This window comes from Pseudoalteromonas sp. US3C1013, assembly GCF_048401115.1.
Lineage (GTDB): Bacteria > Pseudomonadota > Gammaproteobacteria > Enterobacterales > Alteromonadaceae > Pseudoalteromonas > Pseudoalteromonas undina.
The window spans coordinates 577,069-601,854 of record NZ_CP183076.1 but is presented as its reverse complement, the minus strand read 5'-3'; the positions used below and the strand labels follow the sequence as shown (position 1 = coordinate 601,854).

Below are 24,786 nucleotides of genomic sequence, written 5' to 3'. Positions count from 1 at the left end.
TTTCATACTCATTTTGTTAATTATTTATCCATACTTTACTCTCTTACCATTTACACAAGCCTTGAATTGTTAGAGCTATTACCTTAAGCTTATCTTTATTGAACGATCAATTAATAAAAATTATGCCTAAAGTTGGAATGGAACCTGTAAGGCGTCAGCAGCTAATTGACGCGACTATAGAGTCAGTTGCTCAAAAAGGATTACAGGCGACTACTATCAATAGTATTAGTAAAAACGCTGGAATGTCATCAGGCATAATTAGCCATTACTTTGGTGGGAAACAGGGGCTAATTGAAGCAACTGTGCGTTACTTACTCTCGAACTTGAAAGACGACTTAATTAGTAAGGTTAATGAAAATACCACAGCAACTCAAAGGTTAATGTTTATTGTTGAATCAAACTTTGCGCTAGTACAACAACGAAAAGACACCACTCGGACGTGGTTAAGTTTTTGGGCGCAATCAATGCACGATAAGGAACTTCATCGTTTGCAAAATGTAAACAGTAAACGCTTGCAAAGCAATTTAACCGTTTCATTTAAGCAATTAATGCCTTTAGCGCAAGCAACCCTCGCGGCTGAATTAACCGCAGCAATGATTGATGGCTTATGGCTTCGTGCCGTATTAAGCCAATCAGACGAAAATCAGTTTAAACACAGTGAATCACTAGCTAAAAACTACGTGCATTCACTTATCAAGCAATATGGAGCCTAACGTGACTACACCTATCTATCAAAACTTTATCAACGGCCAATTCCTTGCAAATAAAAGCGGCGAAACATTTGATGTAGTAAATCCTGCAACCGGCCAGGTAATTTATGCCGTTGAAGTCGCTGACCAGCATGTTCAAAACGCAGCGATAGAAAGTGCAAAACAAGGCTTTAAAGTTTGGTCAGCGATGACCCCTATTGAGCGCAGCCGTATTTTACTAAACGCCGTTGCTATTTTACGCGAGCGCAATGATGAGCTTGCACTGGTTGAAGTACTCGATACTGGTAAACCAATGCAAGAAGCTAACTGCGTAGATGTTGAAACAGGCGCAGATGTAATTGAATATTTTGCAGGCCTTGCCCCTGCACAAGTTGGTCAACAACAAATGGTTGGCGATGACTTTTACTACACACGCAAAGAGCCTTTAGGTATTTGTGCCGGTATTGGTGCATGGAACTACCCATTACAAATTGCATGTTGGAAATCAGGCCCAGCCCTCGCAGCGGGTAATGCATTTATTTTTAAGCCGTCTGAAGAAACGCCGCTTGGTGCAATTAAATTAGCCGAGGTGTTTATTGAAGCAGGCGTCCCTGCTGGCGTATTTAATGTAGTTCAAGGCGCCGGTGAAGTAGGCCAATGGCTTACTGCACATCAAGATATTGAAAAAGTATCATTTACTGGTGAAGTAGGTACCGGTAAAAAAGTAGTCGCCAGTGCTGCAGGCACATTAAAAGATGTGACTATGGAACTAGGTGGTAAATCGCCATTATTAGTATTTGATGACGCCAACATTGAGCAAGCAGTAAGTGCTGCCATGCTAGGTAACTTTTATACCCAAGGTGAAATTTGTACGAACTGCACTCGTATTTATGTTCACAAGAATGTGTATCAACAATTTATTGATGAACTTAAAACACGTACCGAAAACAATATTATTGCCGGTGACCCGCAAGATTTAAATACTAACTTTGGCGCGCTTATTTCTAAGAAGCATCAAGATTTAGTGATGAGTTACATCGACAAAGGCCTTAAAGAAGGTGCAACATTATTAACGGGTGGTTCAACGCTTTCTCCAGCATCTGCACCAGATGGCTATTTTGTAGCGCCGACAGTGTTTGTTGATTGCAACGATGAAATGACCATCGTTAAAGAAGAAATTTTTGGCCCAGTAATGAGCGTTTTAGTATTTGATGATGAAGATGATGTAATTGCACGTGCTAACGGCACTCACTTAGGTTTAGCTGCAGGCGTTTTCACTAGCGATATTAAACGCGCTCATCGCGTAATTCATCAACTTCAAGCCGGTATTTGTTGGATTAATGCTTACGGTAACTCGCCAGCAGAAATGCCAGTGGGTGGCTATAAGCAATCGGGTATTGGTCGTGAAAATGGTATAGAAACACTTGATCATTACACGCAAACTAAGTCTGTTTATGTTGGTATGGCCGACATAGAAAGCCCGTTTTAAGGAATCATTATGAACCACTCTTTTGATTATATTATTGTAGGCGCGGGCTCAGCTGGATGTGTGTTAGCAAATCGCTTGTCTGAAGATTCAAGTAACAAGGTATTGTTACTTGAAACCGGCGGCAGCGATAAAAGCATCTTTATAAAAATGCCTACCGCATTGTCTATTCCAATGAATACCGATAAGTTTGCGTGGCAATTTCATACGCAACCAGAGCCACACTTAGATAACCGTGAAATGCATTGCCCTCGCGGTAAAGTGCTTGGCGGCTCATCTTCGATTAATGGCATGGTGTATGTACGTGGCCATGCTAAAGATTTTGACGAATGGCAACAACACGGCGCTAACGGCTGGGATTACCAAGCGTGTTTACCGTATTTTAAAAAGGCAGAAAGCTTTTACCTAGGTGAAAATAGTCATCGTGGTGGTAAAGGACCGCTAGGTGTTAATAACGGCAATAACATGGAAAACCCGTTATACACTGCATTTATTGAAGCGGGTGCAGAGGCTGGTTACTCAACCACAAATGACTACAATAGTGCTCAACAAGAAGGCTTTGGCCCTATGCACATGACTGTTAAAAACGGTGTGCGTAGCTCTGCTTCTCGCGAGTACTTAGACCCAATTAAGCATCGTAGCAACTTAACAATCGTTACCGGTGCACTTGCTCAGCGCGTTATTTTAGACGGTAAAAAAGCAACCGGTGTTGAATACAAACTCAATGGCGCAGTTAAAACAGCGCAAGCAAGTAAAGAGGTTATTTTAAGTGCGGGCTCTATCGGATCACCTCACCTGTTACAATTGTCAGGTATTGGTGATACGCAAGCACTTGAAAATGCAGGTGTTGAAGTAAAGCATCACTTACCAGGTGTAGGCCAAAACCTGCAAGATCATTTAGAGTTTTACTTTCAATATAAGTGTAAACAACCGATTACTTTAAACGGTAAATTAGGCTTGTTCTCTAAAGGTTTAATTGGTGCAAAATGGCTACTAACTCGCAAAGGCTTAGGCTCAACTAATCATTTTGAATCATGTGCCTTTATTCGCTCAAAGCCAGGTGTTGAATGGCCAGATATTCAGTATCACTTTTTACCGGCCGCTATGCGTTACGATGGACGCAGTGCTTTTGCAGGGCATGGTTTTCAAGTGCATGTAGGTCATAACAAACCTAAAAGTCGTGGCAGTGTCACCATTGCATCAGCTGATCCAACACAACCACCAAAAATTGTGTTTAATTATCTTGAGCATCAAGACGACATTGAAGGCTTTAGAGCGTGCGTACGTTTAACGCGTGAAATTATTGAACAACCTGCCTTTGACGACTTCCGTGGTGAAGAAATTCAACCAGGGCAACAAGTTCAAACTGATGAGCAAATTGATGCCTTTGTTCGCCAAGCAGTAGAAAGTGCTTACCACCCTTCTTGCTCTTGTAAAATGGGTGAAGACGACATGGCGGTGGTTAACTCAAACACTCAAGTGCATGGCATGCAAAGCTTGCGTGTGGTTGACTCATCAATTTTTCCAACAATACCTAACGGTAATTTAAATGCGCCTACTATTATGGTTGCCGAAAAAGCCGCTGATATTATTTTAGGAAATAAGCCCTTAGCTCATACAGGAGTTGATGTTGTGAATGCCACTAATTGGCAAACTACACAACGAAATAAAACCCTTTAATTTAGCCTGCCATAAAGGCCACTCTTTTAAGCAAAATGCTTCAAGGAGTGCCTTTATGCGCCTTGCAGTGGCTCACAAGCATAAATAGGTTATGCCTGTGTTAATGCAAGTACAATAAAAAACGGAGTATATATGTGTTACTTTTATTCATTCTGGGAGGGCGATAATGACTATTTGGCTTAATGCTGGCATTATTTTCACCTTACTTGCGATTGTTGCTATTTTAATTAAATGGGGCAATGTACGCGTAGTAGGCGTCACACCAGTGAGAACATTCACCTTTATAGCAATCCTGTTTACCTCGGGCCTAGACGTTGGCCTCATTATGTTTCCTTTAACCGAATTTGCCGGTTATGCAGACATAAAAGCAAGCCCAGAATATGCATTTGCCAACCCTCTCTCTATTGAGTTTGGTTATTGGGGATTTTTAATTTGGGGATTTTATTTTCTTACGTGCTTTTATTTCTGTGTAATAGAACCCAAAGTAAAATTTTTTGAAATTCCATGGGTTAAATTTTTAAACAACGTGGTCATCATTGGTACTTGTGCGTTTACCGCTTACTTACTATTGAGCAACCTACCGTGGTATTTACCTGAACTCGGAGACGGCTCAAATGTTATTCCTGAGTTTTACTTAATCGTGCTTGCCGCTATTTGTTTTGCGGTGTATTCAAGCACCGATATTAAATATGTTCGCTTTTTAAGCATTGCTACTACTTGGTTGTTTATCGCGTTAATTGGTTTTATGTGGGCTGATGCCTTCTTATTTGGCGATAGCGAACTCTCTGCATTTACTAAAAACATTGGATTAATTGGTAATTACTTTGCCAACATCAATGAGTTTGTATTACCACTGAATGATTACCATGAGTTTTACCTATTTTGGTGGTTTGCGTGGAGCATCATGATTGGCCAGTTTACATCACGTTTTGTGGGTGGTTTAAAAACATACCAAGTACTCGGCGCTATGTTAATTTTCCCGTCAATACCAATCGCTATCTGGTTCAGTGTGTTATATCACTACCACGAAGCGGGCATTCCAACTGCAGGCATTAAAAACTTTGCCATGGTGTTTGTAGGTATTGTGTTTGTTATTAACTCGCTTGATTCACTGATCCGTCTATACACAGATAATTTAAACTTAACTGTAAAACGCTTTGGTAAATTTAAGTATATTGCCATGAATGTCGTCGCTTTATCATTATTAACACTGTTATTTAAACTTGAGTTTTTGCAAATTCAATGGGTTGGTGCTTTAGTTATAGGGTTATTCTTTATTTGCATTGGTTTTATTGCCTACAGCAAACTTAAAACAGTCAGCAATATCGAAGGATCGCCTAAAGCGAATAAAATTGATTACACAAAAATAGAAACTATCAGCTAGGAAATCACATGAACAATAAATTAAAACAACTTTTTATCGCTTTACCATTAACTGTTTTATCAACAACAGCAGCAGCTAACTGGTCAACAACAATTACTGCTGCATCTGATTACACCTTTAATGGTGTTACTCAAACAGATAACGATCCAGCGCTACAAGCAAGTCTTGACTATGCGTACGATAACGGTGTTTATGCAGGTGTATGGGCATCAAACGTAGATTTTGGTGATGATACCGACTTCGAACTAGATGCTTATGTAGGCCGATACATTCAGTTAAACCAACAAGTGAGCCTTGATTACGGTATTGCTTATTACACTTACCAAGGTAATAACAGCGATGGTAACTACGCAGAAGCGTATACTAAATTTGGTTACGCCAGTGACTACGGTCAAACAGAGCTTAACTTTTGGTACAGCTGGGATTACTTTGGCTACGATACAGGCCATGTGATTTCGATGATTGCGCACACTTTCGAGCTTGCACCAAATCATGCAATTCGTGCCAGCTTTGATATTTCAAACTCACTCGATGGCAACAAATTTCAGTGGGATGAAGCTAAGGGCGACAAATCGTATCACCATTACCGCTTAGCTTACCAAACAAGCTATGAAGGGTTTGGTATTGAAGTAGCTGCTGAGAATACCAGCTTGGACTACGATTACGCAGATGAGCGAATTGTACTCGCTATTTCACGTACTTTTGACTTGTAATAGTTAGCTTTTGCTTTCTATAAAAAAACACGCTACCCAGTAGCGTGTTTTTTATTGCCTAACAAAATCTTGCTTTTATAGTATTAATAGCGTTATAACTGCCACGCATAACTGACTTTAGTAAAGAAAGTACGTTGGTCACGCTCAATGCTTTTTAACGAGTCATCCTGATAACCTTTATCTGAATAACCTAAATAAAATAACGTTTGTGCGTTAATTTTGTATGAGTAAACCAGCTGACTACCATAATCTTTGTTGATTTCGCTAACCTGATAAAAATAAGCATCTTCATTTCTGTCTATATCTTCAAACTGTAAAATCAGTTTAAGCATAGCGCGCATACTAAGCTTATAATAAAGCCTAAAATCAACAAGGTTTGCGGTGAAAACTCGTCGCCCTTGGTAATCATCTAAATGACTATAATTATGTCTAACATCGACCTGCCAGTGATTATTAATATCCCAAACAGCCTGCGATTGTGTAGTTAAAACATCGCCTAGCTGCTCATTAGTGTAATCTATACGGCTTGCGTATTCGGCGTATAACGATAATCTTAGATCTTTAGTAGGTCTAAAAGCCGTATATAAATAACCAATATTTTGGTTATAAAAATTGCCATTGTAGTTTTCATAGCGATTTAATAAACCAAGCTCAAATACAGACTGCTTTTGACCTTGAAAGGTCATGTAACCTTCATATTCTTCTTCAAGCAAGTCGCCATTTTGAGCCCACGTTTTATCCCAATCGGCGGTGTATGACCAAGTTGTTAGCATGTCATGTTCATCACCATACCAAGTTTGACCGCCACCAAAGCCTACTTTTTCGTAGTCTACTTTTTCTTGATAACCTAGATCGGTGCGGTAATCCTCACCAATATTGTCATACGTTGCATAAAGCTTATAATCGCGCTTATCGCGGGTCAGCTTTAATGCATAAGCCCGATCAGACTGAGACTCTGCTAAATTGTAGTTATCAACTAAAAACTGCGAGTTGTTGGTATCAGCATGGGCTATTTGGTAATTAAGCGTATCTGACTGATTAAACCAATAGCTGCCATCAACCGATAACACCGTATTATGGTAATCACTACTTTCTCTATGTGTTGAAGTAACACCAATAGTGCCTTGTTGGCCAATATCATATTGGTATCGAGCCACCGCCGCCTTAGTTTTATCATTTAGGCTGGCAAAGCCTGAGCCTTGGTTGCTGGGCAGTAAAACATTACTGTTGTCGTCATCAGCAAACATTAGCGCATAACTGTGGCTATCGGTTTTACCGGTGAGCTTTGCACCAATATTAGGCTCAGCTATGGTACGGGTATAAAGCAGTTCAAATAAATTACTTTTGAAATATGATGCGCCATCTAAGAAAAACGGACGTTTTTCAGCGTAATAAATAGAATATGTGGTATTTACATCCAGTTCTAACGAATCGGTTTCTACTTGAGAGAAATCAGGGTTTATGGTGGCATTAATAACTGCATCTTTAGTGACGCCCCAACGCAGATCAAGCCCTACTTCTGTATTTACATCGCCGTTATCCCACGCACCAGGTACCTGTGTTTTTTGATCGTTTCTTAATGCGGTTAAGGTTGGCGTTAATTGCAGATTCTTACTCGGTGCTAAATTATTAAATCCAGTTATTTTGTCAAATTGACACAAGCTGCATTTAATATCACGGTCAAAGCCGGTACTTGATAACTGATACAACACATCACGCTGATAGTTGCGCATCATCGAAAAGCCCCAAGTAGAGTCGGCTTGATTTTGTGCAAAGCGCAGAGCTTTAAACGGAATACGCATTTCAACCACGTAACCATGATCGTTTATGGTACCGGCACTATCCCAAATAGCATCCCACGATAAATCAGATACCCACTCATCGGTATCTGTCATGCGAATGTCGCCTTGGGCGCCCAGTGGGTTTACATAAAACTCATAGCCGGTACGCTCATCGTTAAAGGTATCAATTACCAAACCGACGTTGTCATCTTGCCAAAGCGTGTCTCTATCACGAAGCGCCGCACGAATTTTACTCGGCTCTGGGTCATAAGCAACAAAAGCTACATACAAATTATGACCATCGTCATAAATATACGCATCGGTTTTTACCGGTGGTGTGCCCTTTTCATTCGGCTCATCTTGATAATTTACCGCAACACGGGTTGCTTCTTGCCAATGCGGCTCGTTAAACACGCCATCTACATCAATGTTTTTATTAATGTGTGCAAGTTGATAATTAAGCTTATCGGCAAGTGCATAAGGGCTGAGAGTTAAAACAAGGCTGAAGCTGATCAATAACAGCAATTTTATTATTTTTGTAGGTATAAAGTACTGCATAAACATCCATTTAGGTTTATTTACTTGTTGAAAGTAAACTTTGGTCTGGAGTGTAAATTATACAGGTACGTTTGTTAACACTTGCGCGTTAAAATTTGCAATAAAATTAACAAAAAACTAATAATAAGTTTTAGGAAGTAGTTATGTGTCGAGAAGTTTTAATTTATTAGCCACACCATTCCAGCTATCGGCATCTTCAGGTGCAGGTTTAACTTGCGTTATACGTGGCCATATTTCTGCCAGTTCTGCATTAAGCTGGGTGAATTCTTTTTGCGATTCAGGTAGTTCATCTTCTTGATAAATTGCATCAGCTGCACACTCAGGCACACATAAACCACAGTCAATACAGTCTATTGGGCTAATAGCCAAAAAATTAGGGCCTTCAAAAAATGCATCTGCAGGGCACACCGATACGCAATCAGTGTACTTACATTTTATACAGTTTTCGGTGACTACAAACGCCATAGTGGTTTAATACCTAATATTTAACTTTACCAGCTGCGGATCATACCCAACCCTTACCAAAACACAATAAATATGTGCCAAAAGCGAACAATTTAACGTAATATATGGCGCTTATAAATTAGCGCTTTGTGCACTCCCCTTATTGTGAGCGGTATTTACTTTCCGCTATGACACCAAAAGAGATATTAATGATACGTTTAACCGAAATAAAGCTGCCGCTTGACCATGACGAAAATGCTATTGGCCAAGCCATCATCAATAAATTAAATATAAGTCCAGAGCAGCTACACAGCTACAATGTGTTTAAACGCGGTTACGATGCACGTAAAAAAAGCGCCATTTTACTGATTTACACGCTTGATGTTGAGGTAGATAACGAAGCACAACTGTTAGCCTCGTTTGAAAAAGATCAACACGTTAAAGTCTCCCCTGACACCAACTACAAATTTGTAGCACACGCTAATAGCAGCATTAAAGAGCGTCCTGTAGTAATTGGCTTTGGCCCATGTGGTTTATTTGCCGGTTTAGTGCTGGCACAAATGGGCTTTAAACCAATAATTCTAGAGCGCGGTAAAGAGGTACGTGAACGCACCAAAGACACCTTTGGCTTTTGGCGTAAAAAGGCCCTCAATACCGAATCAAACGTTCAGTTTGGTGAAGGGGGTGCAGGCACGTTCTCAGACGGTAAGCTCTACAGCCAAGTAAAAGATCCTAAACATTATGGCCGTAAAGTGATCACTGAATTTGTAGAGGCTGGTGCTCCTGAAGAAATTTTATACGTTAGTAAGCCGCACATTGGTACTTTTAAACTAGTAACCATGATTGAAAAAATGCGCGCCCGAATTATAGAACTTGGTGGTGAGATTCGTTTTAGCACCCGCGTTGACGATATCCATTTAGACAACGGCCAAGTTACAGGGCTGACACTTTCTAATGGTGAAAAGCTTGAAACTCGCCATGTGGTTTTAGCGGTTGGTCACAGTGCCCGTGATACGTTTAAAATGATCCACGATAAAGGCATTTATGTTGAAGCAAAACCCTTTTCAGTAGGCTTTAGAATAGAACATAAACAATCAATGATTGATGAGTGCCGCTTTGGCGATAACGCGGGTAACCCTATTTTGGGCTCTGCCGATTACAAATTGGTACACCATTGTAATAATGGCCGAACCGTATACAGTTTTTGTATGTGCCCTGGCGGCACTGTAGTTGCCGCTACCTCTGAAGAAGGCCGCGTGGTTACTAACGGTATGAGCCAATATTCTCGTAGTGAGCGAAATGCGAACAGTGCTATTGTTGTGGGTATTTCGCCAGAAAAAGATTTTCCAGGCCATCCTCTAGCTGGTATCGATTTACAGCGCAAGCTAGAAGAGCAAGCCTATGAGCTGGGTGGTAAAAATTATGATGCCCCAGCACAGCTGATTGGTGACTTTTTAAAAGGTAAATCGTCTGCTAATTTAGGGGATGTACAGCCTTCGTATACGCCAGGTATAAAACTGACTGATTTAAGCAAAGTACTGCCAGCTTTTGCCATTGAAGCGCTACGTGAAGCAATTCCTGCCTTTAACAAACAAATTCGTGGCTTTTCAACCAATGATGGCTTACTAACGGGTGTAGAAACACGTACGTCTTCACCTATCAGCATCAAGCGCGATAAAACTTTCCAAAGCATTAATACCAAAGGGCTTTACCCTGCAGGTGAAGGCGCAGGTTATGCAGGCGGTATTTTATCAGCAGGTATTGATGGCATTAAAGCCGCTGAGGCGGTTGCGTTATCGATGTTAGAAAACGCTTAACTCTATTAGATTATACTTTATCGAAAAACCTCACAAAGTGAGGTTTTTTTGTGCTAAAAATAACCTATGTTTTCACAAAATAGATAATAACAATGATTATAAAACGGATACTTTTAACATTATTTGTTTGTACAATACCTAATTTATACGCAGCGGATAATAATACAGAGCTTAAAACCATTAGTGACATTCACAATGCCTATAAAAATAATACCACCACGGCTGAGCAGCTTACCCGCACTTATATCGACAGAATAAACGAGCTCAATCCTAAATATAATGCGGTAATTAGTATTGAGCCCACTGCAATTGAACAAGCCAAACAACTCGATGCGCTGTTTAAAGCCGGAAAATGGGCAGGCCCTTTACATGGTATTGCGGTATTACTAAAAGATAACATTGAAACAACAGGTACATTACCCACCACAGCGGGTTCATTAGCACTTAAAAATAACGTTACTAATAAAGATGCCTTTGTGGTTAAACAATTACGCCAAGCAGGCGCTATTATTTTAGGCAAAGCGAACTTAAGTGAATGGGCTAATTTTCGCTCATCGTATTCGTCATCTGGCTGGAGTGCCATTGGCGGACAAACCCATAACGCCCATGATGTAACTCGTAATCCGTGTGGTTCAAGCTCAGGCTCTGCTGTGGCGGTTGCTTTAAATTTTGCGCCTATTGCGCTGGGCACAGAAACTGATGGTTCGATTACCTGCCCTGCTTCGGTTAATGGGGTGTACGCCATTAAACCCAGTATGGGGCAAGTTTCACGCGCAGGCGTGATCCCCCTTTCTAGTAGCCAAGATTCGGTAGGTCCAATGGCGCATTCTTTAAAAGATGCACTCGCGGTATTATCAGTCATTCAAGGTGAAGACTCAGACGATGTATCGACACTCAACGTAAATAGAACGCTTGATGGCATAGCGCCTAAGCCATCACTGAGGATAGGCGCGTTACCTGCCAGTAAGTTTACTGTGGCAACACAAAAGCTTTACGCTAAGCAGTTACAAACATTAAAAGACGCAGGTCATACCGTTGTCAATGTTGCAGTAAAAGATGACTTAAGCACGCTTTACGTTGATGAATACGCCATCCTACTTTACGACTTTAAAGCCGAAATTAACCACTACTTAAGCAAAACACCAACGCAGGTAACCGTAAAAAGTTTAGACGAGTTAATCGCATTTAATATCGCAAATAAACAGCAGGAAATGCCCTACTTTGAGCAAGATATTTTACAACAAGCTAACGCAGTTGATTTGAGTGAAAAACAACAATACAAAAGCACCAAATCGCGATATCGCGCACTTGCAAAGCGCGCTATTAGCAATTTATACCGCAATAATAAGCTAGATATTGTAATTGCGCCCACCGTTTCACCGGCTTGGAAAACCGATTTAATTAACGGCGATAACTTTAAAGGCAGTAGCAGTTCATTGCCTGCCATTGCAGGGACGACCCATATTACTTTACCGGTTGGCAAAGTAAGCCACTTACCGGTAGGTTTGTCGGTTATTGCTAATCAAAACGATGAAGCGGCTGCTTATGCGTACGCTGCTATTATCGATAATGTATTAGGCACAAAAAAACCTGAGTAAACTCAGGTTTTTTAATGGCTTAGCTGTCTTACTTTTTAAGTGACAGCTTTTCGCCTTTTAAGCTTTTACGTACATTAGAAATTCGCGAACGGTTTTTCGCTCTCGCTTCACCGGTAGCCTGGCCTGATGGCTTGTTAGCACGGGTACGGCGTAAATGCGCTGGCTTTTTACCAATCTTATCAATCAGTACTTCACGATTACTTACTTCGTAACCTTCTAAGTAAACACGTTTAATTTTTTGACCAATTAAGGTTTCAATTTCAAACAACATGTTTTCTTCTTCGCGACTCACAAACGAAATTGCTTGTCCTTGGTTACCAGCACGACCAGTACGGCCAATACGGTGAACATAATCTTCAGCAAGCCAAGGTAAATCAATATTAATAACACGCGGTAAACCGTCAATATCAATACCACGGGCCGCTACTTCTGTTGCAACTAGCACGCGTACTTTGCCTTCTTTAAATTCACGTAACGCACGACGACGATTACCTTGCGATTTATCGCCATGACATACTGCCGCTGGGATACCGTCTAGGTTAAGTTCAGTCACTAACTCATCTGCGGTTTCTTTCATGTTTACAAACACAAGCACTTGCTGCCAGTTTTTCTTACCAATCAGCTCAGAAAGCAACTCTTGCTTACGGCGCTCCTCTACTGGGTAAACCACGTGTTGTACTGTACTTGCAGTGCTGTTAGTTTGATCAACACGAACAATTTCAGGCTGCTTTAACACTTTAGAGGCAAACTGTTTAATTGCTGCTGGGAAGGTAGCTGAAAACAATAAAATTTGACGCTCATCTGCACAGCTTTTTATCACGCTTTGCATGTCATTTATAAAGCCCATATCAAGCATACGGTCAGCTTCATCAAGTACTAAGTGTTTTACTTGAGCAAGGCTTAAGTTACCTAAACGAATATGATCAAGTAGACGTCCTGGTGTTGCTACTACAACATCAACACCTTCTTTGAGTGCAATTTCTTGTCCTGCGGTATTAACACCACCAAATAAGCTCACTACTTTTAACTGAGTGTACTTAGCAAAGTCTTTAAAGTTATTCGCTATTTGCTCTGCAAGCTCACGCGTAGGCGCAAGGACTAAGGCGCTTGGCGCATTCGTAGTGCTGCAATCTGACTCAAATAACTTTTGAATAATAGGGAGTGCAAATGCAGCGGTTTTACCTGTACCGGTTTGTGCACTTGCTAAAACGTCTTTACCTTTACGAACAGCCGGAATAGCTGCGCGCTGAATGGGCGTAAGGGTGTGGTAATTAAGTTCGTCTAACGCCTGAATAAGTTCAGGGGCAAAACTAAAAGATTTAAAATTCATTGCTGTATAACCTGCGGCCACATTATCAAGGGTCGCAAATTATACAGTAAAATCGCTTAAACAGTTAGTTTTAAACAACAGAAACCGCTAATTTATAAAATGCAGGATAATTAGCGATTATCAGCTGTTGTTTAAGTTAGCTAAATGGTATTAACTCGCAAGATTTATTCCCGTTAATTCACGCCTTTATTGCACTTTTATAAATTTCACACCGTTATTTTACATTGTGTTACATAACTATTTGCATTTAAATAACCAAAACAGGTAAACTTCTTCGCCCGTTTTGTGGGGTGTATATAAATTAAAGGAAATTAATAATGATAAAAAGATGTTTAACTGCTGCGGTATTAGTAAGCGCGTTCGTTTCAATGCCGTCACAAGCAAAAAGTGGCATCAACCCATGGCAACAATGTGGTATTGGTGCAATGGTTTTCCCAGACAATGGCGTTGCGGCAGCAATTTCTAATATTATTTGGGATTTAGGAACAACCGCGGTATCGTCTAACATTTCTTCAGTAGAGAGCTGTGAAGGCGCTAACGTAAAAACAGCACAGTTTATTCAACAAACTTTTCCTGTATTAGAACAAGAAATAGCACAGGGTGAAGGCGAGTATATCTCTGCAATGCTTAACGTACGTGGTTGTGATGTAACTGCTCATCAACAAATTATCACTTCGGTACGCAGCGATTACGCAAACGCACCAATAGACAATGCACAAGCATTTTATGAATTAGTTGAAGGTAAAATTACAACTAACTTTTCATCTCAATGCGCTGCAATCTAATAATTAAAGGGCTTAACAGCCCTTTTTTTTGGTTAAACAATGAAACCTTTATTTTATTTAATTAGCGTTTTTTTATTAATATCTTTCTCAAGTTCTGCCACGCAATCTATCTCTGTTTTAGCAAAACACCCAATATGGTTGAAATTAGGGCATTACAAAAATCAACCAACTACTATTAGTTATATTACTAACGCATCCTTTTTTATCGCAGATAACGGACGTAATGATCCCGTTGCTGAATTAAAAGCAACAATCCATGCTTTTAATAACCAGCCCTTAACACAATGTCGCTACCCTGCGCGTTACCAATGGCTTAAAGAGCAAGGTTTAACCTTTTCAATGCCAGCTGCAGAGTGTCCAAAGTTACAGCAATGGCGCGAGCAGCAAGCAATTCACTCTGTTAGTTTAGTATTTGCCTCTGGTTATATGAGTAACCCCGCATCGTTATATGGTCATTTATTACTTAAACTTAATCGCTCAACCGAATCAAAAAACAAATTATTAGATTACAGTATTAACTATGGCGCACATGTTCCTGACAATGAAAACGGCATAGTTTATATTCTTAAAGGCTTATTTGGTGGTTATAAAGCTGGTTTTTCAGATCAACTATTTTACCGCCACCAGCATAATTACGGCGAAATAGAGTTAAGAGATTTATGGGAATATACCCTAAATCTAAACGAGCGCGATGTGGCTTTTATTGCTAATCACTTATGGGAGATTTTAGGCACTGAATTTGATTATTACTTTGCCGATGAAAACTGCGCGTTTCATCTCGCACAGATTGTTGAGTTGATTATTGGCGATCAACTAACTAGCGAAAGCTCTCCTTGGGTAATACCTGCCACTATTTTTTCAAGGTTAAACTCGGCCACTTACCAAGGGCAATCAGCGGTTAAAAACATCACATTTACTCCCTCGCGCGACACTGTATTTTCAAAATATGTGCAATCTTTAAGTGAAAAAGAGCTCAGCTTTGCCAAACAAATCTTTGCCGAATCAGCAGTACTTAAAAACGAATCGTTTTTAGCTTTGCCAGTGCAGTCTCAAAAAGCCATTATTGGCGCTTTATTTGAACTTGTACAAGTGAAACAAATTCAAAAGCAAACTCCTGTAAAAATAAGTGAGTTAAAAAATGCGCTAATCAAAGCGCGCTTAAAGCTACCAATGGGCGAAAACAAAGTTAAATTTCAATTTACCCAGCAGCCTCCACATAAAGGCCAAAAGCCCTCTAACAGCTCAATTTCTGCGATGCACACGGCTGAGCAAACACAGTACACTCTGGGTTTTAGGCTGAGCTATTTTGATACCCTTGCCTCTGATATTGCTCGCATTCCATTTTCTAATTTAGAAATGTTAGATACCGAGCTGATGTTTACAAATGGCGAAACTTACATAAACAAAATTCATTTATTAGATTTAGAGTCATTCAATCCAAACCAATTGTCTTGGGCTAATGAATCTAAGTGGTCGTGGAAAATCAATGTGGGATTCGATAGGCAGCCAGCACTGTGCAGAACCTGTAAACGCGGCTTTGTTATGGGGGGAGCCGGACAGGCTTGGCAGTTTAGCAACAACACCTTGGCCTATAGTTTAATTAATGGTTATTTGGGTGATTTAGCTAAAAACAGCCACTTTTATGATTCGTCGGTAGAGATGGGGATTATTACCGGTACTGACTCAGGTATTAAACTCAGAGCATCCTATGAAAAGTCATTCTTAAATGCTAAAAACCCAGCGCAAACCAAACTAGAACTGGCAGTGCCTATTAGCCAAGATATTGATATTAGATTAGCAGTAACACATGCCAATTCAGCTATGTGGCAGCTTAAATTCAACTACTATTGGCAATGATATAAAAAAGCAGCCTCTGTGTTTACAGCAGGCTGCTTTGAAAATTTAGTATTTAGTAAATAATCTAACAGTTTAAGATAAAATCAAAACCTTACTAATATCTACACACTGCGCTCGACTACCGACAAAGTCTTGCTCATTAAGCTGATTAATTAGCGTTTCACCTTGTTGCTGTTGCTCATCGTTGAGCGGTACGTAAGGCATTCTAAACACAGGGTTTACTGCGCCGGTCATGATCATCGCGGTGTTAATGGCAATTGGGTTTGGCTCGCAAAACAGCCAATTCATTAATGGTTGTAATGAGTTATTAAGCGCATCATTTTTACTATCCATTAATTGACGGAACAACCCTGGGATCAGGTTAGACGTAACTGAAATAACACCATGTGCTTTATGGATATGGCGTGCATCGTGTGCTTCGTCATCATTCCCAGACCAACACGCAATACCTTGTTGTTCATAGTGCGCTATACGCTCATTGCCACCACATTCTTTAACACCAATAAAGTGCTCATGCTGTGCTAGTGGTTCAATAATATCAGGGGTGAGGTCTTGACCTGTGCGCCCTGCTACGTTGTAAATAAACGCCGGACCAATATCAAGCACACGTTTAAAGTGTTCTTTAACACCGGCAATTGATGTGCGCCCGTAGTAAGGGTTAATTTGCAATGAGGCATGCATGCCGCTGGCAAAACCATATTTAGTTGCCTTAATTGCTTCGCGCGTATTATTACTTCCGGTGTTGCCTACAATCAGTAATTTATCACCAAATTTATTGGCACTGTGCGCAATTAGCATTAAGTGCTCTTCCCAGTTCATTAACTGGCCTTCACCGGTGGTGCCACCAACAACTATGCCGTCAACACCCGCTGCAATTTGTATTTCAACGAGTTCATCATACTTTGCAAGATCGATCTCACCATTGGCTAAGTAAGGTGTTTTAATTGCAGTAATAAGGCTTGCTTGTTTAATTTGTTCTAGGGTGCGCATAAAAAAATCATTGTTATTAATACTTGGCCTATTTGTACCATATTTACCGCGCTATTTGCAGTGATAGCCAGTATTTAATTATAAAATGGCTTGTGTTATTGGGTTTGATGATACAAAATAAACAACTGTATAAATAAACAGTATTTTGTTTTTTACTATTAAGCGAGCCACTATGCGTTTATCTGACTATTTAAGCACTCACTTTTATCACACTGATGAGTTATGCCAAGCACTCAACATAGACACTGAAACTCTTGAAGATTGGCAAGCTCAAAGCATTTTTCCTAAGCCAAGTTATTGCATTAAAAACCAGATGAGTTGCAGCTCTTACTCAGGCTTATATGAGTGTGAAGAATACGACGATTATTATCCCCGAGGCTGCGTAAACTGGGGACAGGGAGTTATAAAGCAAAAAATTGAGTCATCTAATCAGGCGTTTAATCTGTTTGCTCAGCACTATACCCAATGCTTGGCTAAGCTTGCACAACAAGGCTTTATATTTAACGAGGAACTGTTTGGCTGTGAAATAGAAGAACATTTACAGCAAGTGTGGCAACAGTTTTTATGCAGCAAATATGGGGTGCTTACCCAAAATGGCTTAATTGATGAAATTGTTGCTGTGGATATTGGCAGATTATTAGTAGACGATATAACCGAGCTGCGCAGCAAAGCCAGTTTAGATAAAGATGAGCGCACCCGCATTCACCCCGCCATGAAGCTTTTAAATAAAGCCCTTAGCCATGGCGCCGATCACGAAAAGCAACTTACATTACGTAGCCGCTATATTGATGCCCTTATTTTAAAATACGATTTATCGATTAAATAAAGAGGGAGTGCTTATAGGAGGATTGGCTATTAGCTTTGTGCTGTTAACCAATGGTTTTATACACATCAATATTAGTAGAGGTAATAAATGTACCTACTGCATCACCAAAGGCTTTAAAGTGAGGTGCGTTTTTATGGGCTTCGAAATGCTCAGTAGACGCCCATTGCTCACTCACTAAATAGGTGGTTTGCTCAGCATCGTTTTTAACTGATAGCTCGTAACGCAGGCAGCCTACTTCTTGCCGCGAATACTGTTGTAAGTTTTCGAGCTCGGTTAAAAGGCGCTCTGCATCGCTATTTTCGCTCGATAGTGTGGCAATTACCGTTAACATGGGTGTTCCTTGTTTAAAAAATAAAGGTGCAGCTTTACTGCACCTGTTTTAGCTTTAGCTCTTTGGTTATTGATCCCACTGCGGTGCAAAGTCTGGCGATGCTTGGCGGTCGTTACAGTCAAGGCCATCTATACGCGCTATGTCTTCATCATCAAGTTTAACTTTGTCGTTAAAGTTATCTTCTAAGTTTTTACGCTTGGTCGATGATGGAATGGTGGTCATGCCATTGGCATTTTCCCATGCAATAACCACTTGCGCTGGCGTTGCATCGTGCTTGTTAGCAATATCAATAATGGTTTGATCTGTTAATACCTTACCCACAACAAATGGCATATAGGCGGTAACATGAATTTTATGTTGATCGCAAAAAGCGCGCAGTTTAGTGTTGGTTAAATATGGATGTACCTCAATTTGATTAGTGAATATTTCGCGAGGATCTAAGGTTTGCATTGCCTCATTTAAGTTGGCAATGGTGAAGTTAGATACACCAATATGTTTAGTTAACCCCAGCTTTTTTGTTAATAGCAGCTCGGTTAAATATTCACTCATGGGTTCATTATTTGCGGGCGCTGGCCAATGAATTAACAATAAGTCGACATAATCAAGCTGTAGCTTCTCTAAAGATGTTTTAACACTGTCAACAAAGTCAGCTTTGTTGAGCTTGTTATTCCATACTTTGGTGGTTATAAATAATTCTTCACGAGGAATATTGCTGTCTTTAATTGCTTGGCCAACTTGCTCTTCATTGCCATATATTTGCGCGGTATCAATGTGGCGAAATCCAACTTCTAACGCCATTTTTACAGATTCATAAGCTGTTTTACCTTCTAAACGAAAAGTACCCATACCTAAATCTGGCATTTCAATTACACGTTGTGTCATAGCTTTATCCTTGTTTAATAATAGGTTTAAAATTCAAACGACGCGTTTACTAAATACACCTATTACTTTTTTTGATTTAAAATTTTGACCTCATGTGAATACTGAGGTCATTAATTTTTATTTCAAGACTAACCTATATGAGTTCGGCTTTATTTAGCCTGAACATTATGTTTATCTAGCCTGCCACTGTATCGAGTGACTATTAAAGCCAGTAATGAAACAACGGCCCCAATCCATGCGGTATCTTTTAGTTCCATATGCTCGACTACAAGCCCCCCTGTAACAGAGCCTAAGGCTATTCCAATATTAAACGCCGCTATGTTTAAGCCCGATGCTACATCTACCGCATTAGGAGTGTGCTTTTTTGCCTGTTTTACTACATAAAGCTGCAATCCTGGTACATTACCAAATGCAAATGCCCCCCATATTAAAATAGTCAGCACTGCGGCTACTTTTGATTCCATAGTAAAGGTGAAAGCCAATAAAATAATTGTTAACGCGCTAAATATAATACTCAGTGCACTAATTGGGCCTCGCTTGTCGGCTAATTTTCCGCCCCATATATTACCAACAGCCACCGACACACCATAAACCAGCATTATTAAACCAATAACGGATGGTGAAAAGCCAGTTTGCTGCTCTAATATAGGCGCTAAATAAGTAAACGCGGTGAACGTACCGCCGTAGCCTAATATAGTCATTAAATAAACGAGCAATAAGCGCGGCTTAACAATAACCTGTAGCTGCTCTTTAAACGTCGCCGGAATAGACTGCTTTAAGTTTTTTGGTACTAAAATAGCGCTGCCAATTAGCGCAATTAAACCTAATGCCGAAACCACTAAAAACGTTGCACGCCAGCCAAAGTGCTGGCCAATCCATGTTCCTAATGGCACACCCGTTACAAGCGCTACCGTAAGGCCGGTAAACATAATTGCAATAGCGCTCGCCTCTTTGTCTTTACTTACCAAGCTTGTTGCTATCATTGAGCCAATAGAGAAAAATACACCATGAGCTAAGCCTGTTAGTATGCGTGCCAATATTAGTGTTTCGTAACTCGGCGCTTGCCAAGCTAATAAATTACCCATAACAAATAAGCCCATAAGGCTTATAAGTACCACTTTTCGGTTCCAGCGCCCCGTTAATGCAGTGAGTACCGGTGCGCCAATAGCTACACCAACTGCATATAAGCTCACTAGTAAGCCTGCTGATGGTAAGCTCACGCCTAAATCGTTTGCAATAGTTGGCACTAAACCCACTATAACAAACTCGGTTGTTCCAATTGCAAATGCGCTTAAGGTAAGCGCCCATAAAGCCAATGGCATAAATACATCCTCATTTTTAAAATAGATGCATAGTGTGTGTAAAAACTCCTTTGCAATAAATAGCATAAATGGCAAAATACTTTTGTTTATTTTGCAAATATAAATGAGTGAATTTATGCCTGTTCAAGCTAAAACTGAAGATCTAGAAATGTTTATTACCATTGTTGATTGTGGCAGTTTTTCCGGTGCGGCCAGTTTACTTGATTTAAATGTAGCTAAGGTTTCAAGAGCGCTATCTCGCCTCGAAAGTAGGCTAAACTGCACATTACTAAACAGAACAACTCGGCGCTTAGAACTTACCGAGGAAGGGCATATATACATAGAATATGCGCGTAAGGCTTTAAACACGCTGCTCTTCGGAGAAGAAACAATAAAGCTACTTAAGCAAGCACCTAGCGGGCACTTGCGTATAGATGCAGCAAGCCCTTTTGTTTTGCATCAACTAGCGCCACTAGTTAATGAGTTTAAAAAACAATACCCGCAAATCACGCTCGATATTACCTCACACGACAATATTATTGATTTACTTGAGCGCAAAACAGATTTAGCTATTCGCATTGGAGACTTAAAAGATTCAAACCTGCACGCGCGAAAATTAGGCCAAAGTAAATTAAAATTGGTCGCAAGCGCTGATTATTTAAAAAATGCGCCACCGTTACAGCAAGTTTCAGATCTTAAAAACCATAACCTAATTGGCTTCAGTGAGCCCAATACTCTTAATCAATGGCCCTTGAAGCATCAGCAATCACTGCATTTTGATTTAAGGGCTAGCAGCGGCGAAACCATTAGGCATTTATGTATTGCTGATCAAGGCATAGCACTTCTCTCACAATTTATGATTGCAGAAGATTTAGCCAAAAAACGATTAATAGAAGTTTTACCTCACAGCGTAAGTAGCCCAAATAATCGAGAATCTATTTATGGCGTTTATTACAAAAATGGGGCGGTTTCTTCCCGTATCGTTGCATTTTTAGATTTTATACAACCGCGACTAAGTTTATAAATCGCTTTTAAATTGAGTTTAAAGAGCAACTTAATGAAATAATTTACATTATTGACGGTTTTAAGATTAAGCTGAGTATAAACACTGCAGTTGCATTATTTGGATGAGGTAGTATGGATTCTTTAACACAAGTTGCATTAGGCAGTGCCGTAGGCTACGCGGTACTAGGCAATAAAGTAGGTAGAAAAGCCGTTGCGTGGGGCGCTATTTTAGGCACTTTACCCGATCTAGATGTATTTTTACCCTATGGCGGCAGTGTAGAGGCATTTACCTATCATCGCGGTTTTAGCCATTCTTTATTTGTGCATTTATTAATAAGCCCGCTGATTGTGTGGCTAATATTAAAAATACACACAGGCATGCAGGCTTATAAAGCTCGTTGGTTTTGGTTAGTTTTTTTGTGCTTATCAACACATGCTTTATTAGATTCACTCACCGTTTATGGTACTCAGCTAATGTGGCCCTTAAGTGAATACCCTTTTGCGGTATCCAGCATGTTTATTATTGACCCCCTTTACACCTTACCGTAATTAATTGGTTTAGCTTTTACTTTATTACCTAAAATAAGCACAAGTAAAGCCTATAAAATCAATGCAATTACACTTAGCCTAAGCACAGCGTATTTATGCCTTGCCTTTGTGTTTAAACTCAATATTGACGACAAGGTAAAAACAGCACTGAACAATCGCGATATTGACGCAACCGGCTATATTAGTACGCCTGCCCCGCTCACTACTTTACTTTGGCGTGTAGTAGTGATGTCTGACGGTCACTACTACGAGGGTTATGCCTCCGTGTTTGACTCGCCCAGTGATGTAACCTTAAATGCCTACAATACAACACCGTCTTTAATTAAGCCTATTGACAACCAATGGGGCATACAAAGACTACAATGGTTTACAAAAGGGTTTTATTCTATTCGCCAGCAAACCGATAACGTGATTTTGTCAGATTTAAGAATGGGTATGGAATGCCAATACGTATTTAACTTTGTGGTGGGTGAGCAAGCTGACTCGGGTATTAAAGTGGGTAGCTTTGAGCGACTCTCTCAGCGTCCTAGTTTTAGCAATGCCAGTAATATTTGGCATCGAATATGGCAACCCGAAGTCTCGCTGGCATCTCCATTGGCTAAAAATAACTGCTCGTTGCCATAATTAAGGGTTAAGCAAGCACTGCTTGTAAAAAGAGCCAAACAACATTGTTGCTTAATCACTCGAATAGGGTCTGTTGACCTTTCAAGGTTATATTTGCAGCAGTCTGTTTGGTATTTAGGCAAGGCAGAGCCTATGTAGTGTGGTTATTCCCCATAAATAAGCGATAACGCAGCATCAATGCCAAACAGGGGCAGCCCGAAGGGTTCTGCCTAGGGGCAATTTGCTCTTTGTTGCTCGGTTTTTACTTAGCCCACTAGGTTACAAACCTCGCGTCACGATTAAACCGCCCCTAGTTTGAACAAATTTTAATCCGCAAAGGTCAACAGACCCTAGTAACATGAATCAAGAATGCATGTAAGTGGTGTTTTTGCCGTTTGCCTTAGCCTGATAAACAGCGTTATCAGCATGCTTAAACAGCTCAGTAAACGTGCTGTTACTATCACTCATACATGCACCTACACTGACTGTTAGCCCTTCACTGCCCACTTTAATTTCAGCAATTAATTGGTGTAGTCTTTGGCAAAATATTAAGGTATCTGCTCTATGGGTGTCGGGCAGCATAATTAAAAACTCTTCCCCACCATAGCGTGCAACTAAATCAGTTTGTCTGCTTATTTTTTTAAGACATTGGCCTAGTTCTTTTAGCACCCTGTCGCCCTCTAAATGACCATAGGTATCGTTGATCTGTTTAAAATCATCAATATCAATCACTAATAGTGCAACTGAGCGGTGTGTTCTTTTTGCTTGTTCGAGTAATAAAACACTGCGGTAATCCATTTCACGCCTGTTTAATAGCGATGTTAGCTCATCGGTAGACGCTAAAGATTGCAAGCGCTCAGTTTGTGCTTCTAGCTTTTCCCGTGTTTTTATCAACTCATCGTAGAGTTTATCTCGCTGCGTAGCATTAAAAAAGCTCCAGTATATAAACCCCTTTTCGTCAAGCTGAGCATTAACGGTAACCGCCATTCGCTCCCCCTGAGCACTGAGCATAATTAACTGCATTTCTTGGCATTTTTTTTCGTGTATTAAGGTAGGAAGCACATAACTTTGTAAAAATATTTTTGAAGATTTAGTTAGGATTTTGTCAATATACTTGCCAATAAGTTCATTGCAATGCCAGTGTAGTTCCTTTTTAAAATAAGTATTTACATAAACAATTACGTTATCCGCATTGGTCACCAATGCGCCACTTAAAAAGTAATCAGCAGAGTAATCTGTAACTCTATTATCATCTAATTGATGCAGTGGCATTAAGGTTAACTCACAAAGTCAATAATCGAACGGCCGACTGTTTCTGGGTGAGTCATATGAATACAATGACCATGTGCGCTTATAACTTGGAGCGTAGCGTTAGGTATTTCATTTGCGACAAATTCGCCTACAGATGGCGCGGCTAAAGCATCATGTTCACTTTGTAAAACTAATGACGGCTGTTTTATATGTTTAAGCGTCGCGCGATAATCAGATAAAAAAGTGGCTTCTGCAAAGGTTTTTGCAATCAATGGGTCGGTTGAACAAAAGCTCCCCGATAACTCGGCTATAAACTCATCAGGGTGAGAACTACCCATAACTAAAGGTGCTAAATAATTGGCCCAGCCAATGTAATTTTTATCCATCAGGTTAAGTAGTTCATGCAAGTCTTGTTTTTCAAACCCGCCAAAATAATCAGGGGGTAAATTTAAAAAGCACGGTGAAGGACAAACCATAACAAGCTGAGTAAATAACTCTGGCTGCTCAATGGCGGCAAGTGCCCCAATTGTTGCGCTAACAGAGTGACCTATAAAAGTCACATCGCTAAGATCAAGTGCGTCACATATCTCAAGTACATCTTTGGCATAGCCATCAAGGGTTGAATAACGCTTTTTGTTGTATTGAGAAATATCAGACTTACCAGAGCCTACATAATCAAACAGCACTAAAGTAAAATGTTGCTCAAGCACTGGAGTAACAAACCGCCACATATTTTGGTCACAACCAAATCCGTGAGCCAAAACCAAGGTTTTATCACCCTTGCCAATTATTTTGACGTTGTTTCTTTTGCGTATTTCATTTAAGTGCGGCATTAGAATGATCCTTTTCTTTGTTCACCCAATAAAAGTAGTATATTTATTAAACATAGTGAGGACTACTGTTTATATAAATAAGTTTAACTCATT

At 40.1% G+C, this 24,786-nt stretch carries 20 protein-coding genes and 1 pseudogene; 12 read left to right on the top strand and 9 right to left on the bottom strand.

The window, feature by feature from the left end; translation table 11 throughout:
* Window positions 1-137: 137 nt before the first annotated feature.
* From betI to ACNSN2_RS17990, 5 genes are all read left to right on the top strand, one after another.
* Window positions 138-713, top strand: a complete 576-nt coding sequence (betI, locus tag ACNSN2_RS18010) for a transcriptional regulator BetI (RefSeq protein ID WP_081374111.1) — start codon at window positions 138-140, stop codon at window positions 711-713.
* 1 nt (window position 714) lies between these two features.
* Window positions 715-2,178, top strand: a complete 1,464-nt coding sequence (betB, locus tag ACNSN2_RS18005; protein ID WP_075170232.1) for a betaine-aldehyde dehydrogenase — start codon at window positions 715-717, stop codon at window positions 2,176-2,178.
* A 9-nt stretch (window positions 2,179-2,187) separates the two neighbouring features.
* A complete protein-coding gene (betA, locus tag ACNSN2_RS18000) occupies window positions 2,188-3,855 on the top strand; it encodes a choline dehydrogenase (RefSeq protein ID WP_418609408.1) in 1,668 nt (555 codons plus the stop codon).
* Window positions 3,856-4,021: 166 nt separating this feature from the next.
* A complete protein-coding gene (locus ACNSN2_RS17995) occupies window positions 4,022-5,239 on the top strand; it encodes a BCCT family transporter (RefSeq protein ID WP_010388954.1) in 1,218 nt (405 codons plus the stop codon).
* 8 nt (window positions 5,240-5,247) lie between these two features.
* Window positions 5,248-5,952 (top strand): TorF family putative porin, encoded by a 705-nt coding sequence (locus ACNSN2_RS17990; protein WP_075170234.1) that lies wholly within the window; start codon window positions 5,248-5,250, stop codon window positions 5,950-5,952.
* Between the two features lie 92 nt (window positions 5,953-6,044).
* Here ACNSN2_RS17990 and ACNSN2_RS17985 read toward each other — a convergent pair whose 3' ends face one another.
* The gene (locus tag ACNSN2_RS17985) at window positions 6,045-8,291 is read right to left on the bottom strand and encodes a DUF5916 domain-containing protein (RefSeq protein WP_418609411.1); all 2,247 of its coding nucleotides are present in this window, start codon (window positions 8,289-8,291) and stop codon (window positions 6,045-6,047) included.
* Window positions 8,292-8,432: 141 nt separating this feature from the next.
* Window positions 8,433-8,756 carry a ferredoxin FdxA gene (gene fdxA / locus ACNSN2_RS17980; protein ID WP_010388957.1) on the bottom strand — a complete coding sequence of 108 codons (324 nt, stop codon included), beginning with the start codon at window positions 8,754-8,756 and terminating at the stop codon, window positions 8,433-8,435.
* A gap of 188 nt (window positions 8,757-8,944) precedes the next feature.
* Here fdxA and ACNSN2_RS17975 point away from each other — a divergent pair, with 188 nt between their 5' ends.
* Both ACNSN2_RS17975 and ACNSN2_RS17970 read left to right on the top strand, forming a co-directional pair.
* Entirely contained in the window at window positions 8,945-10,552 is a 1,608-nt protein-coding gene (locus ACNSN2_RS17975; protein ID WP_010388958.1) for an NAD(P)/FAD-dependent oxidoreductase, read from the top strand.
* Window positions 10,553-10,644: 92 nt separating this feature from the next.
* Complete coding sequence (locus ACNSN2_RS17970; protein WP_418609413.1) at window positions 10,645-12,150, top strand: amidase family protein; 1,506 nt, start codon at window positions 10,645-10,647, stop codon at window positions 12,148-12,150.
* Window positions 12,151-12,178: 28 nt separating this feature from the next.
* On the opposite strand, the gene ACNSN2_RS17965 is transcribed toward ACNSN2_RS17970, so the two are convergent.
* Window positions 12,179-13,480 carry a DEAD/DEAH box helicase gene (locus ACNSN2_RS17965; RefSeq protein WP_054201651.1) on the bottom strand — a complete coding sequence of 434 codons (1,302 nt, stop codon included), beginning with the start codon at window positions 13,478-13,480 and terminating at the stop codon, window positions 12,179-12,181.
* A gap of 317 nt (window positions 13,481-13,797) precedes the next feature.
* Between ACNSN2_RS17965 and ACNSN2_RS17960 the strand changes: the two genes are divergently transcribed.
* On the top strand, window positions 13,798-14,265 hold the full coding sequence (locus tag ACNSN2_RS17960; RefSeq protein WP_010388962.1) for a DUF3015 family protein: 468 nt from the start codon (window positions 13,798-13,800) through the stop codon (window positions 14,263-14,265).
* Between the two features lie 39 nt (window positions 14,266-14,304).
* The gene (locus tag ACNSN2_RS17955) at window positions 14,305-16,122 is read left to right on the top strand and encodes a DUF4105 domain-containing protein (RefSeq protein ID WP_418609415.1); all 1,818 of its coding nucleotides are present in this window, start codon (window positions 14,305-14,307) and stop codon (window positions 16,120-16,122) included.
* A 72-nt stretch (window positions 16,123-16,194) separates the two neighbouring features.
* Here ACNSN2_RS17955 and dapA read toward each other — a convergent pair whose 3' ends face one another.
* A complete protein-coding gene (dapA, locus tag ACNSN2_RS17950; protein WP_010388964.1) occupies window positions 16,195-17,112 on the bottom strand; it encodes a 4-hydroxy-tetrahydrodipicolinate synthase in 918 nt (305 codons plus the stop codon).
* 172 nt (window positions 17,113-17,284) lie between these two features.
* On the opposite strand from dapA, the gene ACNSN2_RS17945 reads away from it, so the two are divergent.
* A complete protein-coding gene (locus tag ACNSN2_RS17945) occupies window positions 17,285-17,938 on the top strand; it encodes a DUF6058 family natural product biosynthesis protein (RefSeq protein ID WP_008463860.1) in 654 nt (217 codons plus the stop codon).
* A gap of 43 nt (window positions 17,939-17,981) precedes the next feature.
* On the opposite strand, the gene ACNSN2_RS17940 is transcribed toward ACNSN2_RS17945, so the two are convergent.
* The 3 genes from ACNSN2_RS17940 to ACNSN2_RS17930 form a co-directional block, all read right to left on the bottom strand.
* Window positions 17,982-18,269, bottom strand: coding sequence for a putative quinol monooxygenase (locus ACNSN2_RS17940; protein ID WP_054201216.1), 288 nt, complete (start codon window positions 18,267-18,269; stop codon window positions 17,982-17,984).
* A 66-nt stretch (window positions 18,270-18,335) separates the two neighbouring features.
* Window positions 18,336-19,151 (bottom strand): 2,5-didehydrogluconate reductase DkgB, encoded by an 816-nt coding sequence (gene dkgB / locus ACNSN2_RS17935; protein ID WP_054201217.1) that lies wholly within the window; start codon window positions 19,149-19,151, stop codon window positions 18,336-18,338.
* A 149-nt stretch (window positions 19,152-19,300) separates the two neighbouring features.
* Complete coding sequence (locus ACNSN2_RS17930) at window positions 19,301-20,473, bottom strand: MFS transporter (RefSeq protein ID WP_198527828.1); 1,173 nt, start codon at window positions 20,471-20,473, stop codon at window positions 19,301-19,303.
* Between the two features lie 115 nt (window positions 20,474-20,588).
* Between ACNSN2_RS17930 and ACNSN2_RS17925 the strand changes: the two genes are divergently transcribed.
* Both ACNSN2_RS17925 and ACNSN2_RS17920 read left to right on the top strand, forming a co-directional pair.
* Window positions 20,589-21,476 carry a LysR family transcriptional regulator gene (locus ACNSN2_RS17925; protein ID WP_054201652.1) on the top strand — a complete coding sequence of 296 codons (888 nt, stop codon included), beginning with the start codon at window positions 20,589-20,591 and terminating at the stop codon, window positions 21,474-21,476.
* 113 nt (window positions 21,477-21,589) lie between these two features.
* A pseudogene (locus ACNSN2_RS17920) lies at window positions 21,590-22,630 on the top strand (metal-dependent hydrolase).
* Between the two features lie 342 nt (window positions 22,631-22,972).
* Here the strand turns inward: ACNSN2_RS17920 and ACNSN2_RS17915 are convergent.
* Both ACNSN2_RS17915 and ACNSN2_RS17910 read right to left on the bottom strand, forming a co-directional pair.
* Window positions 22,973-23,881 (bottom strand): GGDEF domain-containing protein, encoded by a 909-nt coding sequence (locus tag ACNSN2_RS17915; RefSeq protein ID WP_008463850.1) that lies wholly within the window; start codon window positions 23,879-23,881, stop codon window positions 22,973-22,975.
* A gap of 5 nt (window positions 23,882-23,886) precedes the next feature.
* Window positions 23,887-24,693: an alpha/beta fold hydrolase gene (locus ACNSN2_RS17910; RefSeq protein ID WP_054201220.1), complete on the bottom strand. Its 807-nt coding sequence runs from the start codon at window positions 24,691-24,693 to the stop codon at window positions 23,887-23,889.
* Between the last annotated feature and the right edge of the window lie 93 nt (window positions 24,694-24,786).